The sequence below is a fragment of the Erythrobacter sp. genome, assembly GCF_035194505.1.
In the GTDB taxonomy this organism is placed as follows: domain Bacteria; phylum Pseudomonadota; class Alphaproteobacteria; order Sphingomonadales; family Sphingomonadaceae; genus Erythrobacter.
In genome coordinates, this window is the sequence record NZ_CP136573.1 from 1,839,722 (window position 1) to 1,859,900 (window position 20,179).

The window sequence follows — 20,179 nt, forward strand, 5'->3', positions numbered from 1 at the left end:
CAAAGCCATCGCGTCACCGCCAGGGCCGACAAGGCACTATTCTTCGTCGAAATGTCCCGGGCTGCCCTTGTGCGGGGCTTCGTAGGTTGCCCAGTCACCCGCCTCTCCGGGGGCTGCGGGCGCGCCTGCCGGACCGGGCGCCTCGCCCTGCCGCAGGCGGTGGAGGTGCACCTTGGCGATCATGTTGGCGGTGATCGGCGCGGTGACGAACAGGAACAGCGTCACCAGCAATTCATGCAGGCTCCATACCCCCTGCGCCAGCCGGAACCAGAGAATCGAACCCGCCAGCATTGCCCCGAGGCCCAGGGTCGAGGCCTTGGTCGGACCGTGCAACCGCTCCATCAGCGAAGGCAGGCGCACCAGCCCCCAACTGCCCACCAGCGCAAATCCGGCGCCCAGCACGATCAGCGCGCTCGCCAGCCCTTCGCCGAGAGATACCGCGCCGCTCATTCGATGATGTCTCCGCGCAGGAGGAACTTCGCGTAGGCCACCGTGCCGACAAAGCCGACCATGGCGAGCAGCAACGCCGCCTCGAACGAGGTGCCGCTGCCGCGAGCGATCCCGCCGAGCACGATCAGCCCGATCGCGTTGATCACCATCGTGTCGAGCGCGAGGATGCGGTCGGCCTCCCCCGGCCCCTTGAGCAGGCGCCACAGGTTGAGGACGAGGGCGAGGCCCAATGCCGCGAAGCCGAAGGCGAGCGCATAGCCGATCACAGGAAAATCCTCCCCAGCCGGGCTTCGTAACGCGCCTTGACCTTGGCCACCTCGGCAGCGGGATCGGGGGCGTGGAGCGCGTGGACCAACAGATATTTGCCGCAGGCCGAGATATCGGCCGAGACCGTGCCCGGCGTCAGGCTGATGGTGCCGGCAAACACCGTGATCGCCTCGGGGCTGGCAAGATCGAGCGGGATCGTCAGCCATGCCGGTTTGAGCTCGCGGGCGGGCTTGAACAGTATGATCGCGGCAACCTCGAAATTGGCGATGATGATGTCGCCGATCACCAGCAGGGCATAGGAAAGGCCGGGAAGAAAGCGCAGGCGCGGCCGGCCTGGCCACCATGGTGCGGTGAACAGCGGGACGACAAGGCCCGCCAACAGCCCGAGAAACAGCGCGCCGAAACTGGCCTCGCCCGCCAGCGCCATCCAAACGATGACGAGCAGCACGCTGAGGCCGGGATGGGGGATGAGGCGGCTCATGATCCGGCCTCCCCCAGCACCGCGCGCGCGCTGGCAGCGGGATCGAGGACTTGCGCGGCGGCGGCCTCGGCATAGGCGCTGGCTGGCCCGGCCCAGATCGTGAGCGCAGCCAGCAACAGCAAGGCGATCACCGGCGCTGCGCAATCGGCGCGCGCCATCGGCCGGGTCAGCGAAGCGGCAGGCGCGCCCGCCTTCCAGAAGATCGCGCTCCCCGCGCGGGCAAAGCCGATCACCCCGATCAGCGTAGTGCCGAGGATCACGCCCCAGGCCCAGCCCCATTCGGGCAGAGCGGTGACGGACCCGAGGATCAGTAGCTTGCCGATGAAGCCCGACAGCGGCGGCAGACCGCACACCGCAATTGCGGTGGCCATGAACAGAAGCCCGATGGTCTGGCGACCGGCGAAGTCGGGGCCGGGGGCAGTGGCATTGCCCGCTGCGCCGCGGGCCCTTGCGACCACGTCGGCCACCAGAAACAGCGCCGCCCCCGCGATGGTCGAATGGACAAGGTAATAGAGCGCCGCGCCCAGCATTTCTGCCTGCCACCCGGCAACCGCGATCAGCAGCGTGCCGGTCGACCCGATAATCGCATAGGCTGCCTGCTGCGACAGATTGCGCGCGGTGAACACGCCCGCAAAGCCGATCCCCGCCGTCACCAGCGCGGCGGGCCAGAGGTAGGGTGAAGGCACCCATGCGGCCGCCCCCGCGCCCTCGCCGAACACCTGCGGAACCACCCGGATCAGCGAATAGACGCCAACCTTGGTGAGGATCGCGAACAGGCCCGCCACCGCCGGGGTCGCCGTCTCGTAGGTCCGCACCAGCCACAGGTGGAGCGGCACCACCGCCGCCTTGAGAAGGAAGACGCTCGCCAGCAGCAGCGCCGCGATCCGCAAGAGGCCCTGATCGGCCGGCGCAATTGCCGCAACCCGCAGGCCCATATCCGCCATGTTGAGCGTGCCGGTGAGCGCATAGAGCAAACCGAGCGCAATCAGGAACAGCGCCGAGCCGACCAGGTTCACCACCACATATTGCACCCCGGCCTTGAGCCGCGCCGGCCCCTGCCCGTGCAACATCAGGCCGTAGGAGGCGATCAGCAGCACCTCAAAGAACACGAAGAGATTGAACAGATCGCCGGTCAGGAACGCGCCGTTCAATCCCATCAGCTGGAACTGGAACAGGGCGTGGAAATGCGCGCCCTTGCGATCACTCCCCGTCAGCACCGCATGGAGCAGCGCGACGAGCGCGAGACAGGCGGTCAGCACCAGCATGATCGCAGCCAGCCGGTCTGCCACCAGCACGATGCCGAAAGGCGCGGCCCATCCGCCCAGCGCATAGACCGCAATCGCGCCGCTGCTGCCTGCACCCATCAGCGCCAGCGCAGCCGCCAGCATCGCCGCGCAGGAACCAAAGCCGAGCGCCAGCCCCAGCACCCGGTAACGGCGGATCACCAGCAGGATCAACGGTGCAGCCAGCGCTGGGATCGCCACGGGAAGGATCGGGAGGTGCTGAGCCAGCGTCATGCGCCGCCCTCCTCGCCATCATCGTCCGGCACCGCCGCGCCATCGACATGATCGCTGCCCGTTTCGAGGAAGCTGCGCAGCGCTAGGATCACCACCAGCGCGGTCATGCCGAAGGTGATGACGATTGCGGTCAGCACCAGCGCCTGCGGCAGCGGTTCGGTGTAGCCGGCGGCCGCCTTGTCCCAGATCGGCGGGCGGTTCAGCACCAGCCTGCCGCTCGCGAACAGGAACAGGTTCACCGCATAGGAAATGAGCGTCAGGCCCAGCACCACCTGAAAGGTGCGCGCGCGCAGGGCGAGATAGATGCCGCCCGCCACCAGCACGCCGATGCTGCTCGCCACGAGGAATTCGTAGGTCATGCCCCGCGCTCCTCGCCCTGTGCCTGCGCCTGCGCCTGCGCCTGCACCGCGTCGGCCCGCGCGGCGCGCTGGGCGATGTTGCCGAGCTTTTCGAGCGCCAGCATCACCGCGCCCAGCACCGTCAGGAACACGCCGGTATCGAACAGCATCGCGCTCGCCAGTTCGAACTTGCCGATCAGCGGGAGCGAAAAGTAGTCGAACCACGAGGTCAGGAAGGGCGCGCCAAGCACCACCGCACCCAGCCCCGTCGCCATCGCCACCAGCACGCCACCCGCAATCATCGGGTGCTCGTCAAAGGCGCGGCGCTTGTCAGACCATGCGTGTCCGGCGGCGAGATATTGCAGCAGGAAGGCGATCGCCACCACCAGCGCCGCGATAAACCCGCCGCCCGGCTGGTTATGCCCGCGCAGGAACAGATAGATGCCGGCCGTCAACGACAGCGGCAGGGCAAGGCGGCTGGCCATCACCAGCATCATCGGGTGCCGCTCGGGCGAGTGAACCGAATCCTTGCGCCAGCGCGCCAGCCTTGCGCCCGCGCTCCCGGTTGCGGCGGTATCGAGCAGAGCGAAGATCGCGAGGCCCGCAATCCCCAGCACGATGATCTCGCCCAGCGTATCATAGGCGCGGAAGTCGACGAGGATGACGTTGACGATATTGGTCCCGCCGCCGCCGGGCTTGGCATTGGCGATGTGGAACGCCGCGATCGACGCGCCCGCATCGCGGGTCAGCATGGCCCAGGCAAGCCCGCCCACCAGTACCCCGCCGGTGACCGCCAGCCCCCCGTCCCGCCACAGCCTCGCAGGCGAGGAAAGCTGCGGTGGTTGCTTGGGCAGGAGATTGAGCGCGAGCAGCAACAGCAGCACAGTCACCACCTCGACCGAAATCTGCGTCAGCGCCAGATCGGGGGCGGAGAACTGCACGAACGCGAGCGTGACGATCAGCCCGATGACGCTGATGAAGATCAGCACCCGGAGCCTGTGGCGCGCATCATTGATCACCGCCGCCGTGGCCGCGATAAGCAGCGCCCATGCGGCCAGTGCAGCGGGCGGAGCCGGAAGGCCGGGCCGCGTGCCCGTGATGGCCCCGCCGCCTGTCACCGCGCCCTCGATCACCAGCGCGCAGACCACGGCTAAAAGGGCGAAAATCATCCGCTGGAGCGAGGGGGTGTGCACCGCGACCATCGCCTTGCGGGTCCAGCGATCGGCAAAGGCGATGGTGGCTTCGAACAGGCGCTTGGCGTCGGGCAGAGCAAGGCGCTCCCACACGGCAAGAAACGACCCGTGTCGCCACAGCAGCACCGTGCCCGCGAAAACGGCAACAAGGCTCAGCATCAGCGCCAGATTGAAGCCGTGCCACAGGGCGAAGTCGAGAGGAGGCGGCGCATTGCCGACCACGACTTCCGTCACGGCGCCCACCAATGGGGCGGCCAGCTCAACAGGGGCAAGCCCGAGCAGCACCGCCAGCGCCGTCAGCAGCGCCGGGGACGCCCACATTGCAGCATCAGGATCATGCGCGCGGGCAAAGGGCTCCGCCTCGTGCGGTGTGCCGAAGAACAGGTGCACGGCAAGGCGCAGCGAATAGGTGACCGAAAACCCCGCGCCGATTGTGGCCAGCAACGGCACCACCCACGCGGGATCGGCAAAGGGCAGTTCGATGGTCTGTTCGAGCATCAGCTCCTTCGAGATGAACCCGCCCAGCGGTGGCAGCCCTGCCATGGAGGCCGCCGCGAGCGTAGCGACCAGCGCAGTGACCGGCATCGCCTTGGCCAGCCCGCCAAGGCGGCGGATGTCGCGCGTGCCGGTCTCGTGTTCGACGATCCCCGCGCTCATGAACAGTGCGGCCTTGAAGGCGGCATGGTTGAGGATGTGCAGCATCGCTGCCACCACCGCGGCGGCTTGCGAAAAGCCGAGCAGCATCACGATCATCCCGAGCTGCGAGATGGTCGAATAGGCAAGGATGCTTTTCAGATCATGCCGGAACAGCGCGACGCCTGCGCCGAACACCATCGTGACAAGGCCCACGCTACTGACAATCGCCGTATAGGCCTCGGTCTCTGCCAGCACCGGCCACAGCCGCGCGAGCAGGAAGATCCCGGCCTTCACCATGGTCGCCGAATGGAGATAGGCGCTCACCGGCGTCGGCGCGGCCATGGCGTGGGGAAGCCAGAAGTGGAACGGGAACTGCGCGGACTTGGTGAAGCAGCCGATCAGGATCAGGCCGAGGATCACCGGATAGAGCGGCGATGCGCGCACCGCGTCACCCTGCGCGAGGATCGTCGCGAGGTCATAGGATCCCGTGACCTGCCCCAGCAGCAGCATTCCCCCGATCAGTGCGAGACCCCCGCCGCCCGTCACCGCCAGCGCCATGCGCGCACCCTGCCGCCCTTCCGGCTTGTGCTGCCAGAAACCGATGAGGAGGAAGGAGGCAAGGCTGGTGAGCTCCCAGAACACCAGCAACAGCAGGACATTGCCCGCGATCACGATCCCCAGCATCGCGCCTTGAAACAGCATAAGACTGGCAAAGAACCGAGCGCTCGCCTCACCTTGCGCAAGGTAGGCATGGGCGAAGATCACCACCAGCAATCCGATGCCGAGGATGAGACCGGCAAACATGAGACCCAGCGGATCGATCATCAGCGTCAGATCAAGGCCCAGCGCGGGCACCCAGCTGATCGTGACAGACGGCACGTCTCCGCCGATGACCGGCGCTGCAAATCTGGCGAGGATGGCCAACGCTACGGCGCTCGCGAAGCCCGCAATGCCGGAATGAACCGCGCGCGATCCTCCGGCCGCTAGCGCGATTGCCAGTGCGGCGAGAAAGGGCAAGGCCGCCAGCGTGGTGAGCATCAAGCCATCAGCCATGGACGGGTCCGATCAGCTCCTCCGGCCAAGTGGGCGTGGCGTTACAGCCAGTTGCAGTGGCCTGGCTGACCCTAGCCGAGGGTCATGCCAAAGGACAAGCCAAAGCGGGCGGGATCAATCGCCTTCGAATTCCATCAGCGCGCGCACTTCGATGCCCGCTTCGCGCAGCCGGTCCGCGCCGCCGAGATCGGGCAGATCGATGACGAACAACGCGTGCGTGACCTCCGCGCCAGCCCGGCGCAGCAGCTCAGCCGAGGCGAGCGCGGTGCCGCCGGTCGCGATCAGATCGTCGACGATCACGACCTTTTGCCCGGGCACAACCGCGCTCGGATCCATCTCCAGCCGGTCAGTGCCGTATTCGAGCGCATAATCGATGCCGATGGTTGCGATCGGGAGCTTGCCCGGCTTGCGGACCGGAACGAAGCCGACCCCAAGCTGCACCGCCACCGCCGCACCGAAGATGAAGCCGCGTGCTTCCATCCCGGCGATCTTGTGCGCCCCCGCTTCGCTCGCCACTGCTGCGAGGTGATGCACGCTCGCCGCCATCCCCTGATGGTGCCCGATCAGCGTGGTGATGTCGCGGAACTGGATGCCCGGATGCGGAAAGTCCGGCACGGTGCGCACCAGCGCCTTGAGCTCGGGCAGCGAGAGTTGCGGCGGCGTCATGTCGAAGTAGCCCCTTTCGTGCCTTTCAAAGCAGAGCGCCCCGCCATCCGCAAGGGATGACGGGGCGCAAATGCTTGCCCGAGGCGAAAGAAGCTTACTTCTTCTTCGGCTTCATCCCGGCCCAGATCTGCTTGTAGCTGAGGAAGGCCAGAGTGGTGGCGAACAGCAGGAAGCCGATCACGAACCAGCCGGTCTGCTTGCGGGTCACCAGCGAGGGTTCCGCCGTCCAAGTCAGGAAGGCCGCAACGTCAGTCGCCATCTGCGGGATGGTGGCGTTGGTGCCGTCGGCATAGGTCACCTGCCCGTCGATCGCGAGCGGCGGGGGCATCGCGATGTTCACGTTGGGGAAGTGCTTGTTGAAGTAGAGACCAGCCGGGGTTTCAAAGCCGACCTTGGCCGCCTTCTCCGCGTCGGGCTCGACATAACCGACCAGCAGGTCATGGATGTAGTTCGAACCGTCGTGACGCGCCTTGGCCATCAGCGAAAGATCAGGCGGGATGGCGTTGTTGTTCGCCGCAGCCGCTGCAATCGCATTGGGATAGGGGCTGGGGAAAGCGTCGGTCGGCTCGCCCGGACGGGTGGTGGTCTCGCCGGTGGCCGGATCGATGCCCGGAACCGTCCAGCTCGCAGCTTCGGCGTCGACCTCGGCTTCGGTGTAACCGAGCTGCTGGAGGTTGCGGAAGGCAACGAACTTCAGGCTGTGGCAGGCCGAGCAGACTTCCTTGTAGACCTGGTAGCCGCGCTGCAGCTGGGCCGTGTCCCACTTGCCGAACGGACCGTCGAACGAGAAGCCGCCCTTGGGGCCTTCGCCATGCTCGTAGAAGGCATAGGAGGGCTGCTGTTCCGGCGCCGGGCCGAAAGCGAGGTTGTAGACACCGGGAATCAGCGACCACAGCACCAGCACCGCAGTGATGGCCAGGCCGAAGATGATGCCTCCGAGACGAATAGTCATGACCGAACTCTTTCTCGTTATCGGGTCAGATTGTGAACTGCGGCCTGCCGATCACTCGGCAGGTTGCAGCGAACCATCGGGCGCGGCGCCGGTATCGCCTGCATCGGCAGTGCCGGTGCGCGGCTCGGCGGCGCCGGTGTCCTTGCCGATCACCGCTTCGGTGATCGAGAAGGGCAGCGCCTTGGGTACTTCGATCTGGCTGACGATCGGCAGGATCACCAGGAAGTGCAGGAAGTAGTACGCCGTCGCGATCTGGCTGATCACCACGTAGGGTTCCTCTGCCGGAGCGCCGCCGCAATAGGTCAGCACCGCCATATCGAGCACCAGCACCCAGAAGAACTTCCGGAACAGCGGACGGAAGTGGCCCGAACGCACCGGGCTCTTGTCCAGCCAGGGCAGGATGAACCACACGAGGATCGAACCGAACATCGCGATCACGCCGAGCAGCTTCGCCGGAACCAGAGTGATGCCCATGAAGGGAATGGAAAGGTCACCGGTGAAGGCGCGCAGGATCGCATAGAACGGCAGGAAGTACCATTCGGGCACGATGTGGGCCGGGGTCGAGAGCGGGTTCGCCTCGATATAGTTGTCCGGGTGGCCCAGCGCGTTCGGCAGGAAGAACACCACCGCAGCGAACAGCACCAGGAACACGCCGAGGCCGAAGCCGTCCTTGGCGGTGTAATAGGGGTGGAACGGCACAGTGTCCGATTCCTGCTTCACTTCCACGCCGGTCGGGTTCGACGAGCCCGGGATGTGCAGCGCCCAGATGTGCAGGATCACAACGCCCGCGATCACGAAGGGCAGCAGGAAGTGCAGCGAGAAGAAGCGGTTCAGCGCGGCGTTGTCCGGCGCGAAACCGCCCAGCAGCCACACCTGCAGCGGCTCGCCCACCAGCGGAATCGCCGAGAACAGGCCGGTGATGACCTGCGCCCCCCAGAAGCTCATCTGGCCCCACGGCAGCACGTAGCCCATGAAGGCGGTCGCCATCATCAGCAGGAAGATCACCACACCCAGCAGCCAGATCATCTCGCGCGGGGCCTTGTAGGACGAATAGAAGAACCCGCGGAAGATGTGCAGGTAGATCACGATGAAGAAGAAGCTTGCCCCGTTGGCGTGGGCGTAGCGCAGCAGCCAGCCGTAATTGACATCGCGCATGATGTGCTCGACCGTCGCAAATGCGACGAGGCCGTTGGCAGCATAATGCATCGCCAGCACGACGCCGGTGACGATCTGGATCATCAGGCAGAAGCCGGCGAGCACGCCGAAGTTCCACATGTAGTTGAGGTTGCGCGGCACCGGATAACCGGCCCCGACCGCGTTGTAGACGAGACGCGGAAGCGGCAGCTTCTCGTCAAGCCACTTGGTCAGAGCGGTCTTCGGTTCGTATTGCTTGGCCCAGGCGAAACTCATGGCGTTCTCTCGGCTTTATCGAAGGGAATGGTCGAAAAGGGTTCGGTGTCGGTCAGTTACGCAGGCTTAGCCCACGCGGATGACCGCATCGGACGTAAACTCGTACTCAGGCACCATCAGGTTCTTGGGCGCAGGGCCCTTCCGGATGCGGCCCACGACATCATAGTGCGAGCCGTGGCAGGGGCAGAAGTAACCGCCGAACTCGCCCTTGTTCTCGCCTTCGGCAGCGCCCAGCGGCACGCAGCCAAGGTGGGTGCAGACGCCCATGGTGACCAGCACGTCCTCGTGGCCTTCCTTGGTGCGCTCGGCCACGGTCTGGGGATCACGCAGCGATGCAGCGTCATCCTTCTTGGCGGCGGCGATTTCTTCGGCGGTGAGACGCTTCACGAACAGCGGCTGCTTGCGGAACACGGCCTTGATGCTCTGGCCCGGCTGGATCGCGCTGACATCGACTTCGGTGGTGCTCGCTGCGAGCACGTCAGCCGAAGGGGCCATCTGGCTCACCAGCGGGAACAGGACGGACGCACCGCCAACCCCGGCCGTGCTGAGCGCCGCAATGTGAATCCAGTCGCGGCGGCGGACGCCCTCTTCAGAGCCCGTTTCGCTGGTTACGGCCGTGTCAGAAGCCATGTCGTCTTACCCTGCTCGTCTTGCCGCGCCGGAAAACGGCCTGCGCGGCGTGGTGTTCGAAATGCGGGGCGTGAGCCCCACGACAATTGACGTCGATTGATCCCCGCTCCGGCGCAAGATGCGGTGTTTGTCCACGCACCTCACCCGAAACTCGCGGGGGCAATTAACGGCAATCCTGCGAGAATCCAACCGTGTTTTAAGCAAGGCCCGTTCGCGCTTGTGCAAGAGGCGTCTAAGGCAGGGCGATCATACTGATCTGTCTGCCATAATTCGCCTCGCCCGCCTGCGTGGACCTGCGGTGAGAATGGTAACGCGCGAGATGTGAGAATGTATCCCGCCCGAGATCAGCAATTTTCCCGAGGTCAGCCGTAGCCAGCCGCGCCATGATGTAGCCCGGCAGATCGAACTGCCACCGGTCGACCCCGTCGCGCGCAGGCGCGGGCGCGAAAAAGCGCGCATCTTCAGGCGCAAAACGCGCACGGAAGGGCGCATCGACCTCGTAGCTCGGCTGCGCAATCGTTGGCCCGAGCACCGCGGCGATATTCCTGCGGTCTGCTCCCAGCGCCTCCATCGCGGCGATGGTGTTTTCGAGCACGCCGTCAACCGCACCGCGCCACCCGGCATGGGCCGCGCCGACCACGCCTGCCTGCGTGTCGGCAAACAGGATCGGCCCGCAATCGGCGGTGACGATGCCGAGCACCACGCCGCTTGTCGCCGTAACCACCGCATCGCCGACCGGGCGGCCTTCGGCGGCATCGTCCCACGCGGCGGTGACCGTCACGACATCGGGGCAATGCACCTGATGCGGCGCGGCCAGCACGCCGCCGGGCCGGATCGCCTTTGCCGCTGCCGCGCGCAGGGCCTGCACATCGGCCGGATCGCCCGGCCCGCCAAAGCCGAACTGGTGCCAGCCCCCCGCGCTGCCGAAGAAGCCGTGCGGCACCCCGTCAAGCAGCGGGCTGCGCTCGATCTGGAACTCCGTCACCTTAGCCGTCCAGACTGCGGCTGGCCTGTTCGAAGGTATCGCGCGACAGGCTGGGCGCGGCCATGATCCGCTCCAGCTCCGCCTTCATCAGCGCAGCGCGGCCCGGCTCGATCCGCCGCCAGCGCCCGAGCGCGGGCACGAACTTGGCAGCCGTCTGCGGGTTGATCGGATCAAGCGCGAGAATCACGTCGGCGATCATCCGGTAACCTTCGCCGCTCGCCGCATGAAAGCCCTGCGGATTGCCGGCAAAGGCCATGTGCAGCGAGCGCACGCGGTTGGGGTTCCTGAGCGTGAAATCGGGATGTTCGGCGAGCTTGCGGACCTCGGCAATCACATCGGGATTGAGCGAGAGCGCCTGCAAGGTGAACCACTTGTCGATCACCAGCGCATTGTCACGATAGCGATCATAGAAGGCCGCCAGCCGTGCCTCGCGCTCGGGGCCGGCGAGACTGCACAGCACCATCAGCGCGCCCTGCCGGTCGGTCATGTTGTCGGCCGCATCATATTGCTGCGCGGCCAGCCGGGCGGCGCGGGCAGGATCGGCGGCGGCGAGGAACACCAGTCCTTGCGTCTTGACCTTGCGCGCCCCGCGCCCTGCGGGATCGTCGAGCGCAATGGCCGAAGCGCGTGCGTGAAGTGCTTCGAGCTCGCCCGCCAGCGCGGTGCCGATCGCCGCCTTCAGCCCTTCACGCGCCGCATGGATCGCGCCCGGATCGGCCAGTCGCCCGCCTGTCGCCCCCGAACCTGCCATCGCTTCGAACAGATAGGTCTCGCTCGGCAGCATCATCAGCTCGCCGCGCATCGCATCATCAAGGCGCTCGTCGGCAAGGCTCGCACGGAATGCGCCGATGATCGCTGCCTCGCCCGCAGCCTGCTCCCCGACCGCCAGCGCGCCGCTGGCCACGCCGACGAGGTGGGCGACCGCCAGCTCCTGCAAGGCTTCCGAGCGGGCAAAGGGATCATTGTCCTGCGCGGCGAGGAACACGAGGTCTTCGCGCGCAAGGCTGCGTTCGATCACGACCGGCGCGGTGAAGCCGCGGTTGATCGAGACCACGGGGTCCGGGCCTGCAAGCGGCAGATCGAAGCTCTGCGTCTCGCCCTCCAGCACCACCAGCTGCTCCGCACCCAGCACGCCGCTGCGTGAATGCACAGCGAGCCGGAGCGGGATCGGCACCGGCAGCTTTTCGGGCTGGCCGGGGGTGGCAGGCACTGTCTGCGAGAGGGTGAGGGTCAGCGTGTCACCCGCAACCGATTGCGACACCGCGACGCGCGGCGTGCCCGCCTGCGAATACCAGCGGCGGAACTGCGCAAGGTCGATCCCCGCACCATCCTCGATCGCCTTGACGAAATCCTCGCAGGTCGCGGCCTCGCCGTCGTGGCGGTCGAAATAGAGATCGGTGCCGGCGCGGAACCGCGCCTCGCCCACCATGGCGCGCATCATGCGGATCACCTCGGCGCCCTTGTTATAGACAGTCGCGGTGTAGAAGTTGTTGATTTCGCTGTAGGAATCCGGACGGATCGGGTGGGCGAGCGGGCCTGCATCCTCGGGGAACTGCGCCGCGCGCAGGATCCGCACATCCTCGATCCGCTTGACCGCCTCGCCCCGCATGTCCTGCGAGAACAGCTGGTCGCGCAGCACGGTGAAGCCTTCCTTGAGGCTCAGCTGGAACCAGTCGCGGCAGGTGATGCGGTTGCCCGACCAATTGTGGAAATATTCGTGCGCGATCACGCCTTCCACCGCGTCGAAATCGGCATCGGTAGCAGTGTCGGGATCGGCCAGCACATACTTCGTGTTGAAGACGTTGAGCCCCTTGTTCTCCATCGCCCCCATGTTGAAATCGCTGACGGCGACGATGTTGTAGAGATCGAGGTCATATTCGCGGCCGAACACGTCTTCGTCCCAGCGCATCGAGCGGTGGAGCGATTCGAGTGCGTGATCGGTGCGTTCGATATCCTCCGCACGCACCCAGACATTGCACTCCACCACGCGGCCCGAACCAGTGGTGAAAGGCTTGGAGTTCGCCACCAGATCGCCCGCCACCAGCGCGAAGAGATAGGACGGCTTGGGCCAGGGATCGTGCCATTCGGCCCAGTGGGTGCCATCAGCACCCTCTCCCGCCGCGGTGCGGTTGCCGTTGCACAGCAGGATCGGGAAGGCGGCCTTGCTACCGGCCATCCGCACCGAATAGACCGAGAGCACATCGGGCCGATCCGGGAAGAAGGTGATGCGGCGGAAGCCCTCGGCCTCGCATTGGGTGCAGAGCATGCCGTTCGAGGCATAGAGGCCCATCAGCTGGGTGTTGGCGCCCGGATTGATCGCGGTTTCGATGGTCAGGACGTGGGTGTCGCCCGAGAGCGGGACGATCAGATCGGCACCGTCCATCCGCCAGTCCGTCACAAGGGCGCCATCGACCGTCACCGACAGGGGCTTCAGATCATCGCCGTTGAGCTGGATCGCCGCCTCGCGGTCGGCCTTGGGATTGCGGGTGAGGTCAAGCGTGGCGCGCACCCGCGTCGCCTCGATACCGAGATCGAAATCGAGCGCGACGCTTGGCACCAGCCAGCCGAAAGGACGATAATCCTCGCGCAGGATCACCTGCGGCGCGTGAGGCGAGTGCGCGGCATCGGCGAGTTCGGGGTTGCCTTCGGGGTTCGTCGGGGTGGTCGCAATATCCATGCGGGTCTCTTACCCGTTCGCCTCGAGCGAAGTCGAGAGGCAGTGTCGGCAGTGTCTCGACTTCGCTCGACACGAACGGCACTATGCAGGCCATGTCACATCTTTTGATCTTTGGACTGGGTTACACGGCCGCGCGCATCAAGGCCGCGCTGGAGGCGAAGGGCTGGCGGGTGGATGCCACGGGCCGCGCAGGCAATCTTGCCTTCGACGCCGACTTCGAGGCCATCCGCAGCATCATCGGCACCTGCGATGCGATCCTCTCCTCGGTGCCGCCCGAGCGAGTGACAGGCGGGGATGATGTGCTGCTGACCTATGGCGGGGCGCTGGAGGCAGCGGCGCGCAAGGGCACGTGGATCGGCTACCTCTCCTCCACCGGCGTCTATGGCGATCAGGCAGGCGCATGGGTGGACGAGGCGACCCCGACCATCGCCGAGACCGGAGCAGGCCGCCGCAACGCGCGGGCCGAAGCCGACCTCGCATGGCTGCGCCTCGGCGCGCGGGTGTTCCGCCTGCCGGGGATCTATGGCCCGGGCCGCTCTGCGCTGGACCGCGTGCGGGCCGGACAGGCGCGGCGGATCGACTTGCCCGGGCAGGTGTTCAGCCGCGTCCATGTCGATGATATCGCCAGCGGAGTGATCGCCGCTCTGGAGCAGAATGCGCCTGCAGGGGCCTACAACCTCGGCGATGACTTCCCGTGCAGCGGCAATGAAGTGACCGAGCACGCCTGCCGGTTGCTCGGCCTGCCCTTGCCGCCGCTGGAGACGCTGGAGGAGGCCAATCTCTCCGAAATGGCGCGCGGTTTCTACATGGAGAACCGCCGCGTCGCCAACGGCAAGGCCAAGCGGGTGCTGGGGTGGGAGCCGAACTATCCGACCTATGTCGAGGGTTTGGAGGGACTGGTATAGAGCCGTAGCCCGAGGGCAGGTTCAGCGCTTCTGCTTGGACTTAAGCGCCAGCCCCATGCCGATGAGCGCCAGCGCCATGCCTCCTGCCGAAAGCGCATCCCACACGAACCCTTCAAACAGGGTCGAAAGAAGCATGGCGACGCACACGGTGACGATGCCGTTATAGGCCGTGCGCCCCGCGCCGATCTCGCGCACCAGATTATAGTGCAGCGGGAAGGTCACCACCGAACCGATGATGGCAAGATAGGCCGTCCCTGCCCAGAACTGCCATGCGCCCGGCACCTGCGCCGGGCCAGCCGTGACAAAGGCATAGCCGAGATCGAAGATCGTTCCATAAAGCGCCGCCCAGGCGAGGAAGCTCACCATCGGCACCCCGCGCCCCGTCGGGTTGGCCTGCACCACATTGGCGATCGAGGCCGCCAGCATCCCGCCCACCGCCAGCACAATTCCCAACGCAATATTGCCTCCGAGCGGCGAGGCGTTCCACTCGTGCACCAGCAGCATCGCCACCCCGGCAATCGCCACCAGACTCCCGCCGACAAAGCCGCCCGCCACCCGCTCGCCGATGAACACCCGCGCGAACACCGCATTTGGCACCATCAGCAGCGCAAACATCACCGCGACGATGCCGGAGGTGATGTGCTGTTCGGAATGATAGACGAACAGGAAATTGCCCGAAAACTGCGCGATGCCGACGCCCAGCGCCAGCAGGTGCTCGGGCCGGTTCAGCCGCAGCCGCTGCCCCATCACCGCCGCCAGCACGAACAGCGCCGGGGTCGCGAGCATGAAGCGGTAGAACACGCCCCAGGCGGCGGGCACATCCGAAATCTGCCCGGTGATGACGAACCAGGTCGAGCCCCAGATCGTGCCGGTCAGCATGAAGGGGATCAGCACCTTCGGGCTGAGCATCGACGGCGCGGAAGCCTCGCTCATAGGGCGGCAATCGCCTTGCCGAGCGCGGCGGCATCCTCGGGACGGGTGTTCCACGCGGTGACGAAGCGGGCACTGTCCGCGCCCCAGTCATAGAAGGCGAAATCCTGCGCCCGCAGCGCCGCGCGCTCGGCCTCGGTGAGGCGCACGAACAGCTCGTTCGCCTCGACCGGGTGGAGCAGGCGATCAGCGCAGCCAGCCGCCACTTCGCGCGCGGCGGCATTGGCGTGGGCGGCATTGGCCAGCCACAGCCCGTCTTCCAGCATCGCGAGGATCTGCGCTGCGAGATAGCGGCCCTTGCATTGCAGGTGGCCGGCCCGCTTGCGGCGATAGCGCACCTGATGCGCGGCTTCGGGATCGAAGAGGATCACCGCTTCCGCGCCCATCCCGCCGTTCTTGATGAACCCGAAGGCGAGGCTGTCGACCGGGCCGCTTGCCGCGCGCGCCGCTTCCTCGGGCGAACCGCCAAGGAAAGCCGCCGCATTTCCGAACCGCGCCCCGTCCATGTGCAGGCCCAGCCTGCGCTCCTTGGCGAAAGCGCCCAATGCCGCGAGCTCTTCCGGGCGATAGGTGCGGCCATATTCGGAAGCCTGCGTGATCGCGATGGCGTGGGGCTGCACCTGATGCACATCATTGCGGATCGGATCGATCAGCGCAGCGATATCGGCGGGCGTCAGCTTCGCGCCCTCGCCCTCTGCAAGCATCAACTTGGCGCCATGCAGAAAAAAGCCCGGCGCGCCGCCCTCGTCCACTTCGATATGCGCCTCGCGGTGACACACGACCCCGCCGTGGGGGGCGCACATCGTCGCCAGCGCCAGACAATTGGCCGCCGTGCCCGTCGCCACCCACAAGGCAGCGCACTCACGCCCGAACAGCGCGGAGAAGCGCGCGTCGAGCTCGGCCGAGAGCGCATCCCCGTCATAGGGATTGTCCGGATGATCCGCCGCGCGCATCGCCTCCCACAAGCGGGGGTGGACGGCGGCGGCATTGTCGGAGAGAAAGGGCTTGGAGAGGGTCATCGCAATCCGCCTCTATCGCGCCCTACGCGGGTTGCAAGCGATTGGCGCCAGCGGGAGGACGAAACATGGCCGACGCAGCCACCGGGCTTACCATCACCCACCACGTGGCTGGCACGGGCGGGCGCTATGTCGCTACCCTCGCTGACAGCGCCGAACAGGGCTATCTCGAATGGGAAGCAGGCGGAATGCGCGAAGGGCGTGAAATCCGCGTTGCCGCCCATACCATCGTGCCGCGCGCGATCGGCGGGCGCGGGGTCGCGGCGGCGCTGGTGCAGCGGCTGGTGGAGGACGCGCAGCGCTGCGGCTTCGTGATCCGTCCCGATTGCTCCTATGTCGCGCGCAAGTTCACCGAAAACCCGGACTGGGCGCCGCTCAGGGCCTGAACGGCAGGCGCATCGAGCCGCGAATAATCGGTCGCGGCGATGGTTTCGATGACGCTGGCCCGCAGCTTGCGTGCCTCGGCCAGCGGCACGCCGGTCACGGCCAGAGTGCCGCCCGCTAGCCCCAAATGTACCGTCGCATAGCCGCGCAGCCGCGCCAGCGGGCCCTGTGCGATCTCGATCGAATGGAGCTTCAGCCGGGTCGCAATGGTGTTGGTGGGCGACAGGAAGCCTCTGCTGGAAAAAATCTGGGTCGCGTCGAGCGCATAGCGATGGAACTGCCAGGCATAGAGCCTGGCGGCGAGCACCGCGCCGGCCACCACGAACGGAATCGGGGCGAGCCAGGGCGAGGCGAAAATCGCCACCGGGATCGCCGCCGCCGCAATCAGCGCTGCCGGGACAAGCGCGGTGTCGGTGCGGTATTGCGTGCTGGCGCGGTGCCACTGCGTCGCCGCATCGGGCAGGTGGAAGCCCGCCGCCGCCACGATCGGGGCGATCTCGGCGCGCTTGGCAAAGGGCGCAACCACATGGCTTTCCCCGCCATCATCCTGCGCCAGGCTGACGAAGCTCAGCGATTGCCAGCCGAAGCGATAGCGCAGCAGCCCGGTGCCGATCACCATCGCCTGCACGCGGTGGGCGGGCATCACCACATCGGTGCGGGTCAAGAGGCCGCGCTGGCGGCGGAACCCGCGGGCGCTGCGGGTGAGCGTGAAGCCCCAGTCGCGCAAGGCCGTGCGCACCACGCCGGTGCCGAACCCGAGGATCACCAGCGCGATCAGCCCCGCGATCGCGCTCGCCGCCTGCACCAGCGGGCCAAGGCTGGCGAGCGCCGGCCCCTGCTCCTTCAGCCAGCCGTACCAGATATCGACGTCCCACACGTCGATGCTGGTGACATTGTCGACATATTGCAACGCGCCGCCGAGCACCGCGAAAACCGCGAGGCTGAATTCGAACAAACCGAAAGTGACCAGCCGCCGGGGCGACATGGCGAACAGCACTTCACCTTCGGGATCGGGCGAAGGGGCAGCGGCGGCATCCTCGGGCGAGGCGGCTGGGCCGGCCTGCGCTTCCTCGTCGCGGCGCTCGCGCACCAGCTGGCGCAGCGCCTCGCCTTGGGCATTGGTGAGATATTCGAGCGCGATATCCTCGCCCGCCCCCGCGCCGGTCTCGAACTTCACCGCCACCAGCCCGAGCAGGCGCGGCAGGGGCTTGGCTTCGAGGCTGACGTCCTGGATCCGCTCGTAGGGGACGGAACGCGCCGAGCGGCTCAGAAGCCCGCTTTCGAGCCGGATGTCGGTTTCGCCGATGATATAGGTGGTGCGGCGCCAGCCGAGATAGGTGAACAGCCCGCCGATCACTACCGCTGCAAGGCCAACCCCGAGCGCCACCAGCAGCCGCCCGCTCCCGCCGATCCCCGAAAAGGCAATCGCGATGGCGGGGATGATCGCGCTGCGGATATTCGCCAGCGCGCCCACCGCCATGCCGAGCGGAGCGGTGCGTTGGACGGTGTCCTCGGGAAGGTCGCTCACAGCGTCTCGCGGCGGATATGGGCGCGGATGTCCTCGCGCATCTCGCGCGCCAGCTCCTCGCCGAGGCCGGGCAGCGACACGCTGGCATTGTGATTGCCGGCGGTGTGAAGCGTGAGCGTGGCAAGGCCGAAGAACCGGTCGAGCGGGCCCTGATTCACATCGATATGCTGCACCCGGCCGAACGGCACCACCGTGTCGGACCGGAACAGAAGGCCGCGCACCACCCGCAGGCGGTCAGCGCTGATCTGGTAGCCGCGCGAGCCGTAGCGGCGGGCCGGGACGCGGATGATCAGGGCCAGCGCGATCAGCAGCACCGGCCCGGCGATGAGGCCACTCGGAAACAGGCCCTCGCCGCGGAATGCCGACTCCAGCACCAGCGACCCAATCAGGAAGGGGATCGCGGTCAGTGCCGTCTGCAATCGCAAGGCGTGAGCATAGCTGGGATGGAGCTTCGTCAGCTCGCCATCATCGTCGAGCGGCGCGGGCACGGAGGCAGGAACGGAGGCGGGGAGATGATCCATGGTGGTGCCTTAGTGGCGCAATACAGCGCCTGTGTGCAAGCGATTTTGCCGCAAACCCTAGCGCATTTATGAGGGCGACGGGCCGCGCCAAGGCCCCTAGAACCCTCGGCAAAATCTTGTCGGAGAGACCGCAATGACCATTCTTCACTCCAGCCTCGGGCCCAATCCCCGCCTCGTGCGGATGTTCATGATCGAAAAGGGACTTGAGGAAGGGCGCGATTTCACCCGCGTGCATTACGACATCATCACCGGCCAAAACCGGCAGGATGCCGCCTACATGGGCAAGAACCCGCAGGGCACCACACCGACGCTCGAACTCGATGACGGCACCTGCCTCACCGAAAGCTGGCCGATCTGCGAATATGTCGAGGAGATGCACCCGGAGCACAACATGTTCGGCGAAACTCCGCTCGAACGCGCCGAGGTGCGCAAGTGGGTGCGGCTGTTCGATCAGGAAGTGGTGGTGCCGATGACGATGGGCTTCCGCGCCGGCGCGGGACGCCCGATGTTCGAGCCGCGCATGAGCGTGGTCACGGTGGAGGCGGGCGCCGAACTGACCGCGATGGCCGATGCCAAGTGGCGGATGTTCGACGCCATTCTGGGCGGCAGCAACCACATCGCGCTGGGCCGCTTCACCTTTGCCGATCTGATCATCTTCGCCTTCGCCAATTTCGGCTTCACCATCGGCTGGAAGCTGCCTGAAGGCACCGACAATCTCGCCCGCTTCATCGACACGCATAACCAGCGCCCCTGCGCGGGCGTGTGGCAGCAGTCCGAATAATGGCGCGGCTGGCGGGCAAGGTCGCGATCGTCACCGGCTGCGCGAGCGGGATCGGCGCGGCGACGGTGCGGCGGCTGCGGGCGGACGGAGCCGAGGTGCTCGGCACCGATCTCGACGCCGTCAAGGGCGCGGCGCTCTGTGCCGAAACCGGCGCGCTGTTCGCGGTGCAGGACGTATCCGACCGCGCGGCATGGCCGCAGATCGTGGCCCGCGCGGTCCAGACCTTCGGGCGGCTCGATATCCTCGTCAACAACGCCGGGATGGTCTCGGGCGCGGGGATCGGCGATCTCGACGATGACGCCATGTTCGCCGCGTGGGACAAGGTGCTGGCCGTCAATCTCACCGGCACCATGGCCGGCTGCCGCGCTGCGATTGCCGCGATGCGCGATAATCAGGGCGGCGCCAAGGGCGCGATCATCAACATCGCCTCGACCACCGCGATCGCGCCGCTTCCCACCGATGTCGGCTATTCGGCGAGCAAGGGCGCGGTGCGGGTGCTGTCCAAGTCCGTCGCCACGTGGTGCGCAAAGGCGGGGCTCGCCATCCGCTGCAACACCGTGATCCCCGGTGCGACGCAGACCGGCATGATCGCCGATGCCGAACAGCGCATGCCGGGATTGATCGCGGCCGTGGCTGCAACCTCGCCCTTGAACCGCCTCGCCGATCCTTCGGAAACGGCGGCGGCCATTGCCTTCTTGGCCAGCGACGAGTGCCCGTTCATGACTGGCGCGGAAATGCTGGTCGATGGCGCCGCACTGGCGATCCATCCGGGGTTCTGAAGCAAGTTCCGTTCGTGTCGAGCGCAGTCGAGACACCTGCGCACGGCCTCTCGACTACGCTCGAGGCGAAAGGGTTTGGA

The 20,179-nt window shown here is 66.6% G+C and carries 20 protein-coding genes; 4 read left to right on the forward strand and 16 right to left on the reverse strand.

The genetic code is table 11. From position 1 onward, the window contains the following. Window positions 1–36: 36 nt before the first annotated feature. From RSE14_RS09070 to pepN, 12 genes are all read right to left on the reverse strand, one after another. Window positions 37–450, reverse strand: coding sequence for a Na+/H+ antiporter subunit G (locus RSE14_RS09070; RefSeq protein ID WP_324072924.1), 414 nt, complete (start codon window positions 448–450; stop codon window positions 37–39). Continuing rightward, window positions 447–716, reverse strand: a complete 270-nt coding sequence (locus RSE14_RS09075; protein WP_324072926.1) for a K+/H+ antiporter subunit F — start codon at window positions 714–716, stop codon at window positions 447–449. Before RSE14_RS09075 ends, RSE14_RS09070 begins: the two co-directional genes overlap by 4 nt. Then, the gene (locus RSE14_RS09080; RefSeq protein WP_324072928.1) at window positions 713–1,198 is read right to left on the reverse strand and encodes a Na+/H+ antiporter subunit E; all 486 of its coding nucleotides are present in this window, start codon (window positions 1,196–1,198) and stop codon (window positions 713–715) included. The genes RSE14_RS09075 and RSE14_RS09080 overlap by 4 nt, the downstream gene beginning before the upstream one ends. Next, the gene (locus RSE14_RS09085; protein WP_324072930.1) at window positions 1,195–2,715 is read right to left on the reverse strand and encodes a monovalent cation/H+ antiporter subunit D; all 1,521 of its coding nucleotides are present in this window, start codon (window positions 2,713–2,715) and stop codon (window positions 1,195–1,197) included. The genes RSE14_RS09080 and RSE14_RS09085 overlap by 4 nt, the downstream gene beginning before the upstream one ends. Continuing rightward, window positions 2,712–3,074: a Na+/H+ antiporter subunit C gene (locus tag RSE14_RS09090; protein WP_324072932.1), complete on the reverse strand. Its 363-nt coding sequence runs from the start codon at window positions 3,072–3,074 to the stop codon at window positions 2,712–2,714. The genes RSE14_RS09085 and RSE14_RS09090 overlap by 4 nt, the downstream gene beginning before the upstream one ends. After that, window positions 3,071–5,935 carry a monovalent cation/H+ antiporter subunit A gene (locus RSE14_RS09095; RefSeq protein WP_324072934.1) on the reverse strand — a complete coding sequence of 955 codons (2,865 nt, stop codon included), beginning with the start codon at window positions 5,933–5,935 and terminating at the stop codon, window positions 3,071–3,073. The genes RSE14_RS09090 and RSE14_RS09095 overlap by 4 nt, the downstream gene beginning before the upstream one ends. A gap of 114 nt (window positions 5,936–6,049) precedes the next feature. Next, window positions 6,050–6,601 carry an adenine phosphoribosyltransferase gene (locus tag RSE14_RS09100; RefSeq protein ID WP_324072936.1) on the reverse strand — a complete coding sequence of 184 codons (552 nt, stop codon included), beginning with the start codon at window positions 6,599–6,601 and terminating at the stop codon, window positions 6,050–6,052. A gap of 94 nt (window positions 6,602–6,695) precedes the next feature. Continuing rightward, on the reverse strand, window positions 6,696–7,553 hold the full coding sequence (locus RSE14_RS09105; RefSeq protein WP_324072938.1) for a cytochrome c1: 858 nt from the start codon (window positions 7,551–7,553) through the stop codon (window positions 6,696–6,698). Between the two features lie 51 nt (window positions 7,554–7,604). Next, window positions 7,605–8,963, reverse strand: coding sequence for a cytochrome b (locus RSE14_RS09110; protein WP_324072940.1), 1,359 nt, complete (start codon window positions 8,961–8,963; stop codon window positions 7,605–7,607). A 66-nt stretch (window positions 8,964–9,029) separates the two neighbouring features. Then, complete coding sequence (gene petA / locus RSE14_RS09115) at window positions 9,030–9,593, reverse strand: ubiquinol-cytochrome c reductase iron-sulfur subunit (RefSeq protein ID WP_324072942.1); 564 nt, start codon at window positions 9,591–9,593, stop codon at window positions 9,030–9,032. 232 nt (window positions 9,594–9,825) lie between these two features. Next, on the reverse strand, window positions 9,826–10,578 hold the full coding sequence (locus tag RSE14_RS09120; RefSeq protein ID WP_324072943.1) for a purine nucleoside phosphorylase YfiH/LACC1 family protein: 753 nt from the start codon (window positions 10,576–10,578) through the stop codon (window positions 9,826–9,828). Between the two features lies 1 nt (window position 10,579). Further along, window positions 10,580–13,255 carry an aminopeptidase N gene (pepN, locus tag RSE14_RS09125; protein WP_324072946.1) on the reverse strand — a complete coding sequence of 892 codons (2,676 nt, stop codon included), beginning with the start codon at window positions 13,253–13,255 and terminating at the stop codon, window positions 10,580–10,582. Window positions 13,256–13,347: 92 nt separating this feature from the next. On the opposite strand from pepN, the gene RSE14_RS09130 reads away from it, so the two are divergent. Then, window positions 13,348–14,160 carry a Rossmann-fold NAD(P)-binding domain-containing protein gene (locus tag RSE14_RS09130; RefSeq protein WP_324072948.1) on the forward strand — a complete coding sequence of 271 codons (813 nt, stop codon included), beginning with the start codon at window positions 13,348–13,350 and terminating at the stop codon, window positions 14,158–14,160. 21 nt (window positions 14,161–14,181) lie between these two features. Here the strand turns inward: RSE14_RS09130 and RSE14_RS09135 are convergent, their stop codons facing one another. Both RSE14_RS09135 and RSE14_RS09140 read right to left on the reverse strand, forming a co-directional pair. Then, complete coding sequence (locus RSE14_RS09135) at window positions 14,182–15,093, reverse strand: DMT family transporter (RefSeq protein WP_324072950.1); 912 nt, start codon at window positions 15,091–15,093, stop codon at window positions 14,182–14,184. Continuing rightward, window positions 15,090–16,109, reverse strand: coding sequence for a threonine aldolase family protein (locus tag RSE14_RS09140; protein ID WP_324072952.1), 1,020 nt, complete (start codon window positions 16,107–16,109; stop codon window positions 15,090–15,092). The genes RSE14_RS09135 and RSE14_RS09140 overlap by 4 nt, the downstream gene beginning before the upstream one ends. Window positions 16,110–16,174: 65 nt before the next feature. On the opposite strand from RSE14_RS09140, the gene RSE14_RS09145 reads away from it, so the two are divergent. Further along, a complete protein-coding gene (locus RSE14_RS09145; RefSeq protein WP_324072954.1) occupies window positions 16,175–16,492 on the forward strand; it encodes a GNAT family N-acetyltransferase in 318 nt (105 codons plus the stop codon). Here the strand turns inward: RSE14_RS09145 and RSE14_RS09150 are convergent. Together RSE14_RS09150 and RSE14_RS09155 are read right to left on the reverse strand one after the other, a co-directional pair. After that, window positions 16,438–18,018 (reverse strand): PH domain-containing protein, encoded by a 1,581-nt coding sequence (locus RSE14_RS09150; protein WP_324072956.1) that lies wholly within the window; start codon window positions 18,016–18,018, stop codon window positions 16,438–16,440. The genes RSE14_RS09145 and RSE14_RS09150 overlap by 55 nt on opposite strands. Next, window positions 18,015–18,539 carry a PH domain-containing protein gene (locus RSE14_RS09155; RefSeq protein ID WP_324072958.1) on the reverse strand — a complete coding sequence of 175 codons (525 nt, stop codon included), beginning with the start codon at window positions 18,537–18,539 and terminating at the stop codon, window positions 18,015–18,017. The genes RSE14_RS09150 and RSE14_RS09155 overlap by 4 nt, the downstream gene beginning before the upstream one ends. A gap of 133 nt (window positions 18,540–18,672) precedes the next feature. Between RSE14_RS09155 and RSE14_RS09160 the strand changes: the two genes are divergently transcribed. Both RSE14_RS09160 and RSE14_RS09165 read left to right on the forward strand, forming a co-directional pair. Further along, entirely contained in the window at window positions 18,673–19,320 is a 648-nt protein-coding gene (locus RSE14_RS09160; protein ID WP_324072961.1) for a glutathione S-transferase family protein, read from the forward strand. Further along, window positions 19,320–20,099 carry an SDR family NAD(P)-dependent oxidoreductase gene (locus RSE14_RS09165; RefSeq protein ID WP_324072962.1) on the forward strand — a complete coding sequence of 260 codons (780 nt, stop codon included), beginning with the start codon at window positions 19,320–19,322 and terminating at the stop codon, window positions 20,097–20,099. The genes RSE14_RS09160 and RSE14_RS09165 overlap by 1 nt, the downstream gene beginning before the upstream one ends. The last annotated feature ends 80 nt before the right edge of the window (window positions 20,100–20,179 follow it).

Excerpts from the sequence above, each read along its gene's own strand:
- RSE14_RS09070 (WP_324072924.1), bottom strand. The coding sequence starts at position 450 with ATGAGCGGCGCGGTATCTCTCGGCGAAGGGCTGGCGAGCGCGCTGATC.
- RSE14_RS09080 (WP_324072928.1), bottom strand. The coding sequence starts at position 1,198 with ATGAGCCGCCTCATCCCCCATCCCGGCCTCAGCGTGCTGCTCGTCATC.
- RSE14_RS09085 (WP_324072930.1), bottom strand. The coding sequence starts at position 2,715 with ATGACGCTGGCTCAGCACCTCCCGATCCTTCCCGTGGCGATCCCAGCG.
- RSE14_RS09090 (WP_324072932.1), bottom strand. The coding sequence starts at position 3,074 with ATGACCTACGAATTCCTCGTGGCGAGCAGCATCGGCGTGCTGGTGGCG.
- RSE14_RS09095 (WP_324072934.1), bottom strand. The coding sequence starts at position 5,935 with ATGGCTGATGGCTTGATGCTCACCACGCTGGCGGCCTTGCCCTTTCTC.
- RSE14_RS09100 (WP_324072936.1), bottom strand. The coding sequence starts at position 6,601 with ATGACGCCGCCGCAACTCTCGCTGCCCGAGCTCAAGGCGCTGGTGCGC.
- RSE14_RS09105 (WP_324072938.1), bottom strand. The coding sequence starts at position 7,553 with ATGACTATTCGTCTCGGAGGCATCATCTTCGGCCTGGCCATCACTGCG.
- RSE14_RS09110 (WP_324072940.1), bottom strand. The coding sequence starts at position 8,963 with ATGAGTTTCGCCTGGGCCAAGCAATACGAACCGAAGACCGCTCTGACC.
- petA (WP_324072942.1), bottom strand. The coding sequence starts at position 9,593 with ATGGCTTCTGACACGGCCGTAACCAGCGAAACGGGCTCTGAAGAGGGC.
- pepN (WP_324072946.1), bottom strand. The coding sequence starts at position 13,255 with ATGGATATTGCGACCACCCCGACGAACCCCGAAGGCAACCCCGAACTC.
- RSE14_RS09130 (WP_324072948.1), top strand. The coding sequence starts at position 13,348 with ATGTCACATCTTTTGATCTTTGGACTGGGTTACACGGCCGCGCGCATC.
- RSE14_RS09135 (WP_324072950.1), bottom strand. The coding sequence starts at position 15,093 with ATGAGCGAGGCTTCCGCGCCGTCGATGCTCAGCCCGAAGGTGCTGATC.
- RSE14_RS09140 (WP_324072952.1), bottom strand. The coding sequence starts at position 16,109 with ATGACCCTCTCCAAGCCCTTTCTCTCCGACAATGCCGCCGCCGTCCAC.
- RSE14_RS09145 (WP_324072954.1), top strand. The coding sequence starts at position 16,175 with ATGGCCGACGCAGCCACCGGGCTTACCATCACCCACCACGTGGCTGGC.
- RSE14_RS09155 (WP_324072958.1), bottom strand. The coding sequence starts at position 18,539 with ATGGATCATCTCCCCGCCTCCGTTCCTGCCTCCGTGCCCGCGCCGCTC.
- RSE14_RS09160 (WP_324072961.1), top strand. The coding sequence starts at position 18,673 with ATGACCATTCTTCACTCCAGCCTCGGGCCCAATCCCCGCCTCGTGCGG.
- RSE14_RS09165 (WP_324072962.1), top strand. The coding sequence starts at position 19,320 with ATGGCGCGGCTGGCGGGCAAGGTCGCGATCGTCACCGGCTGCGCGAGC.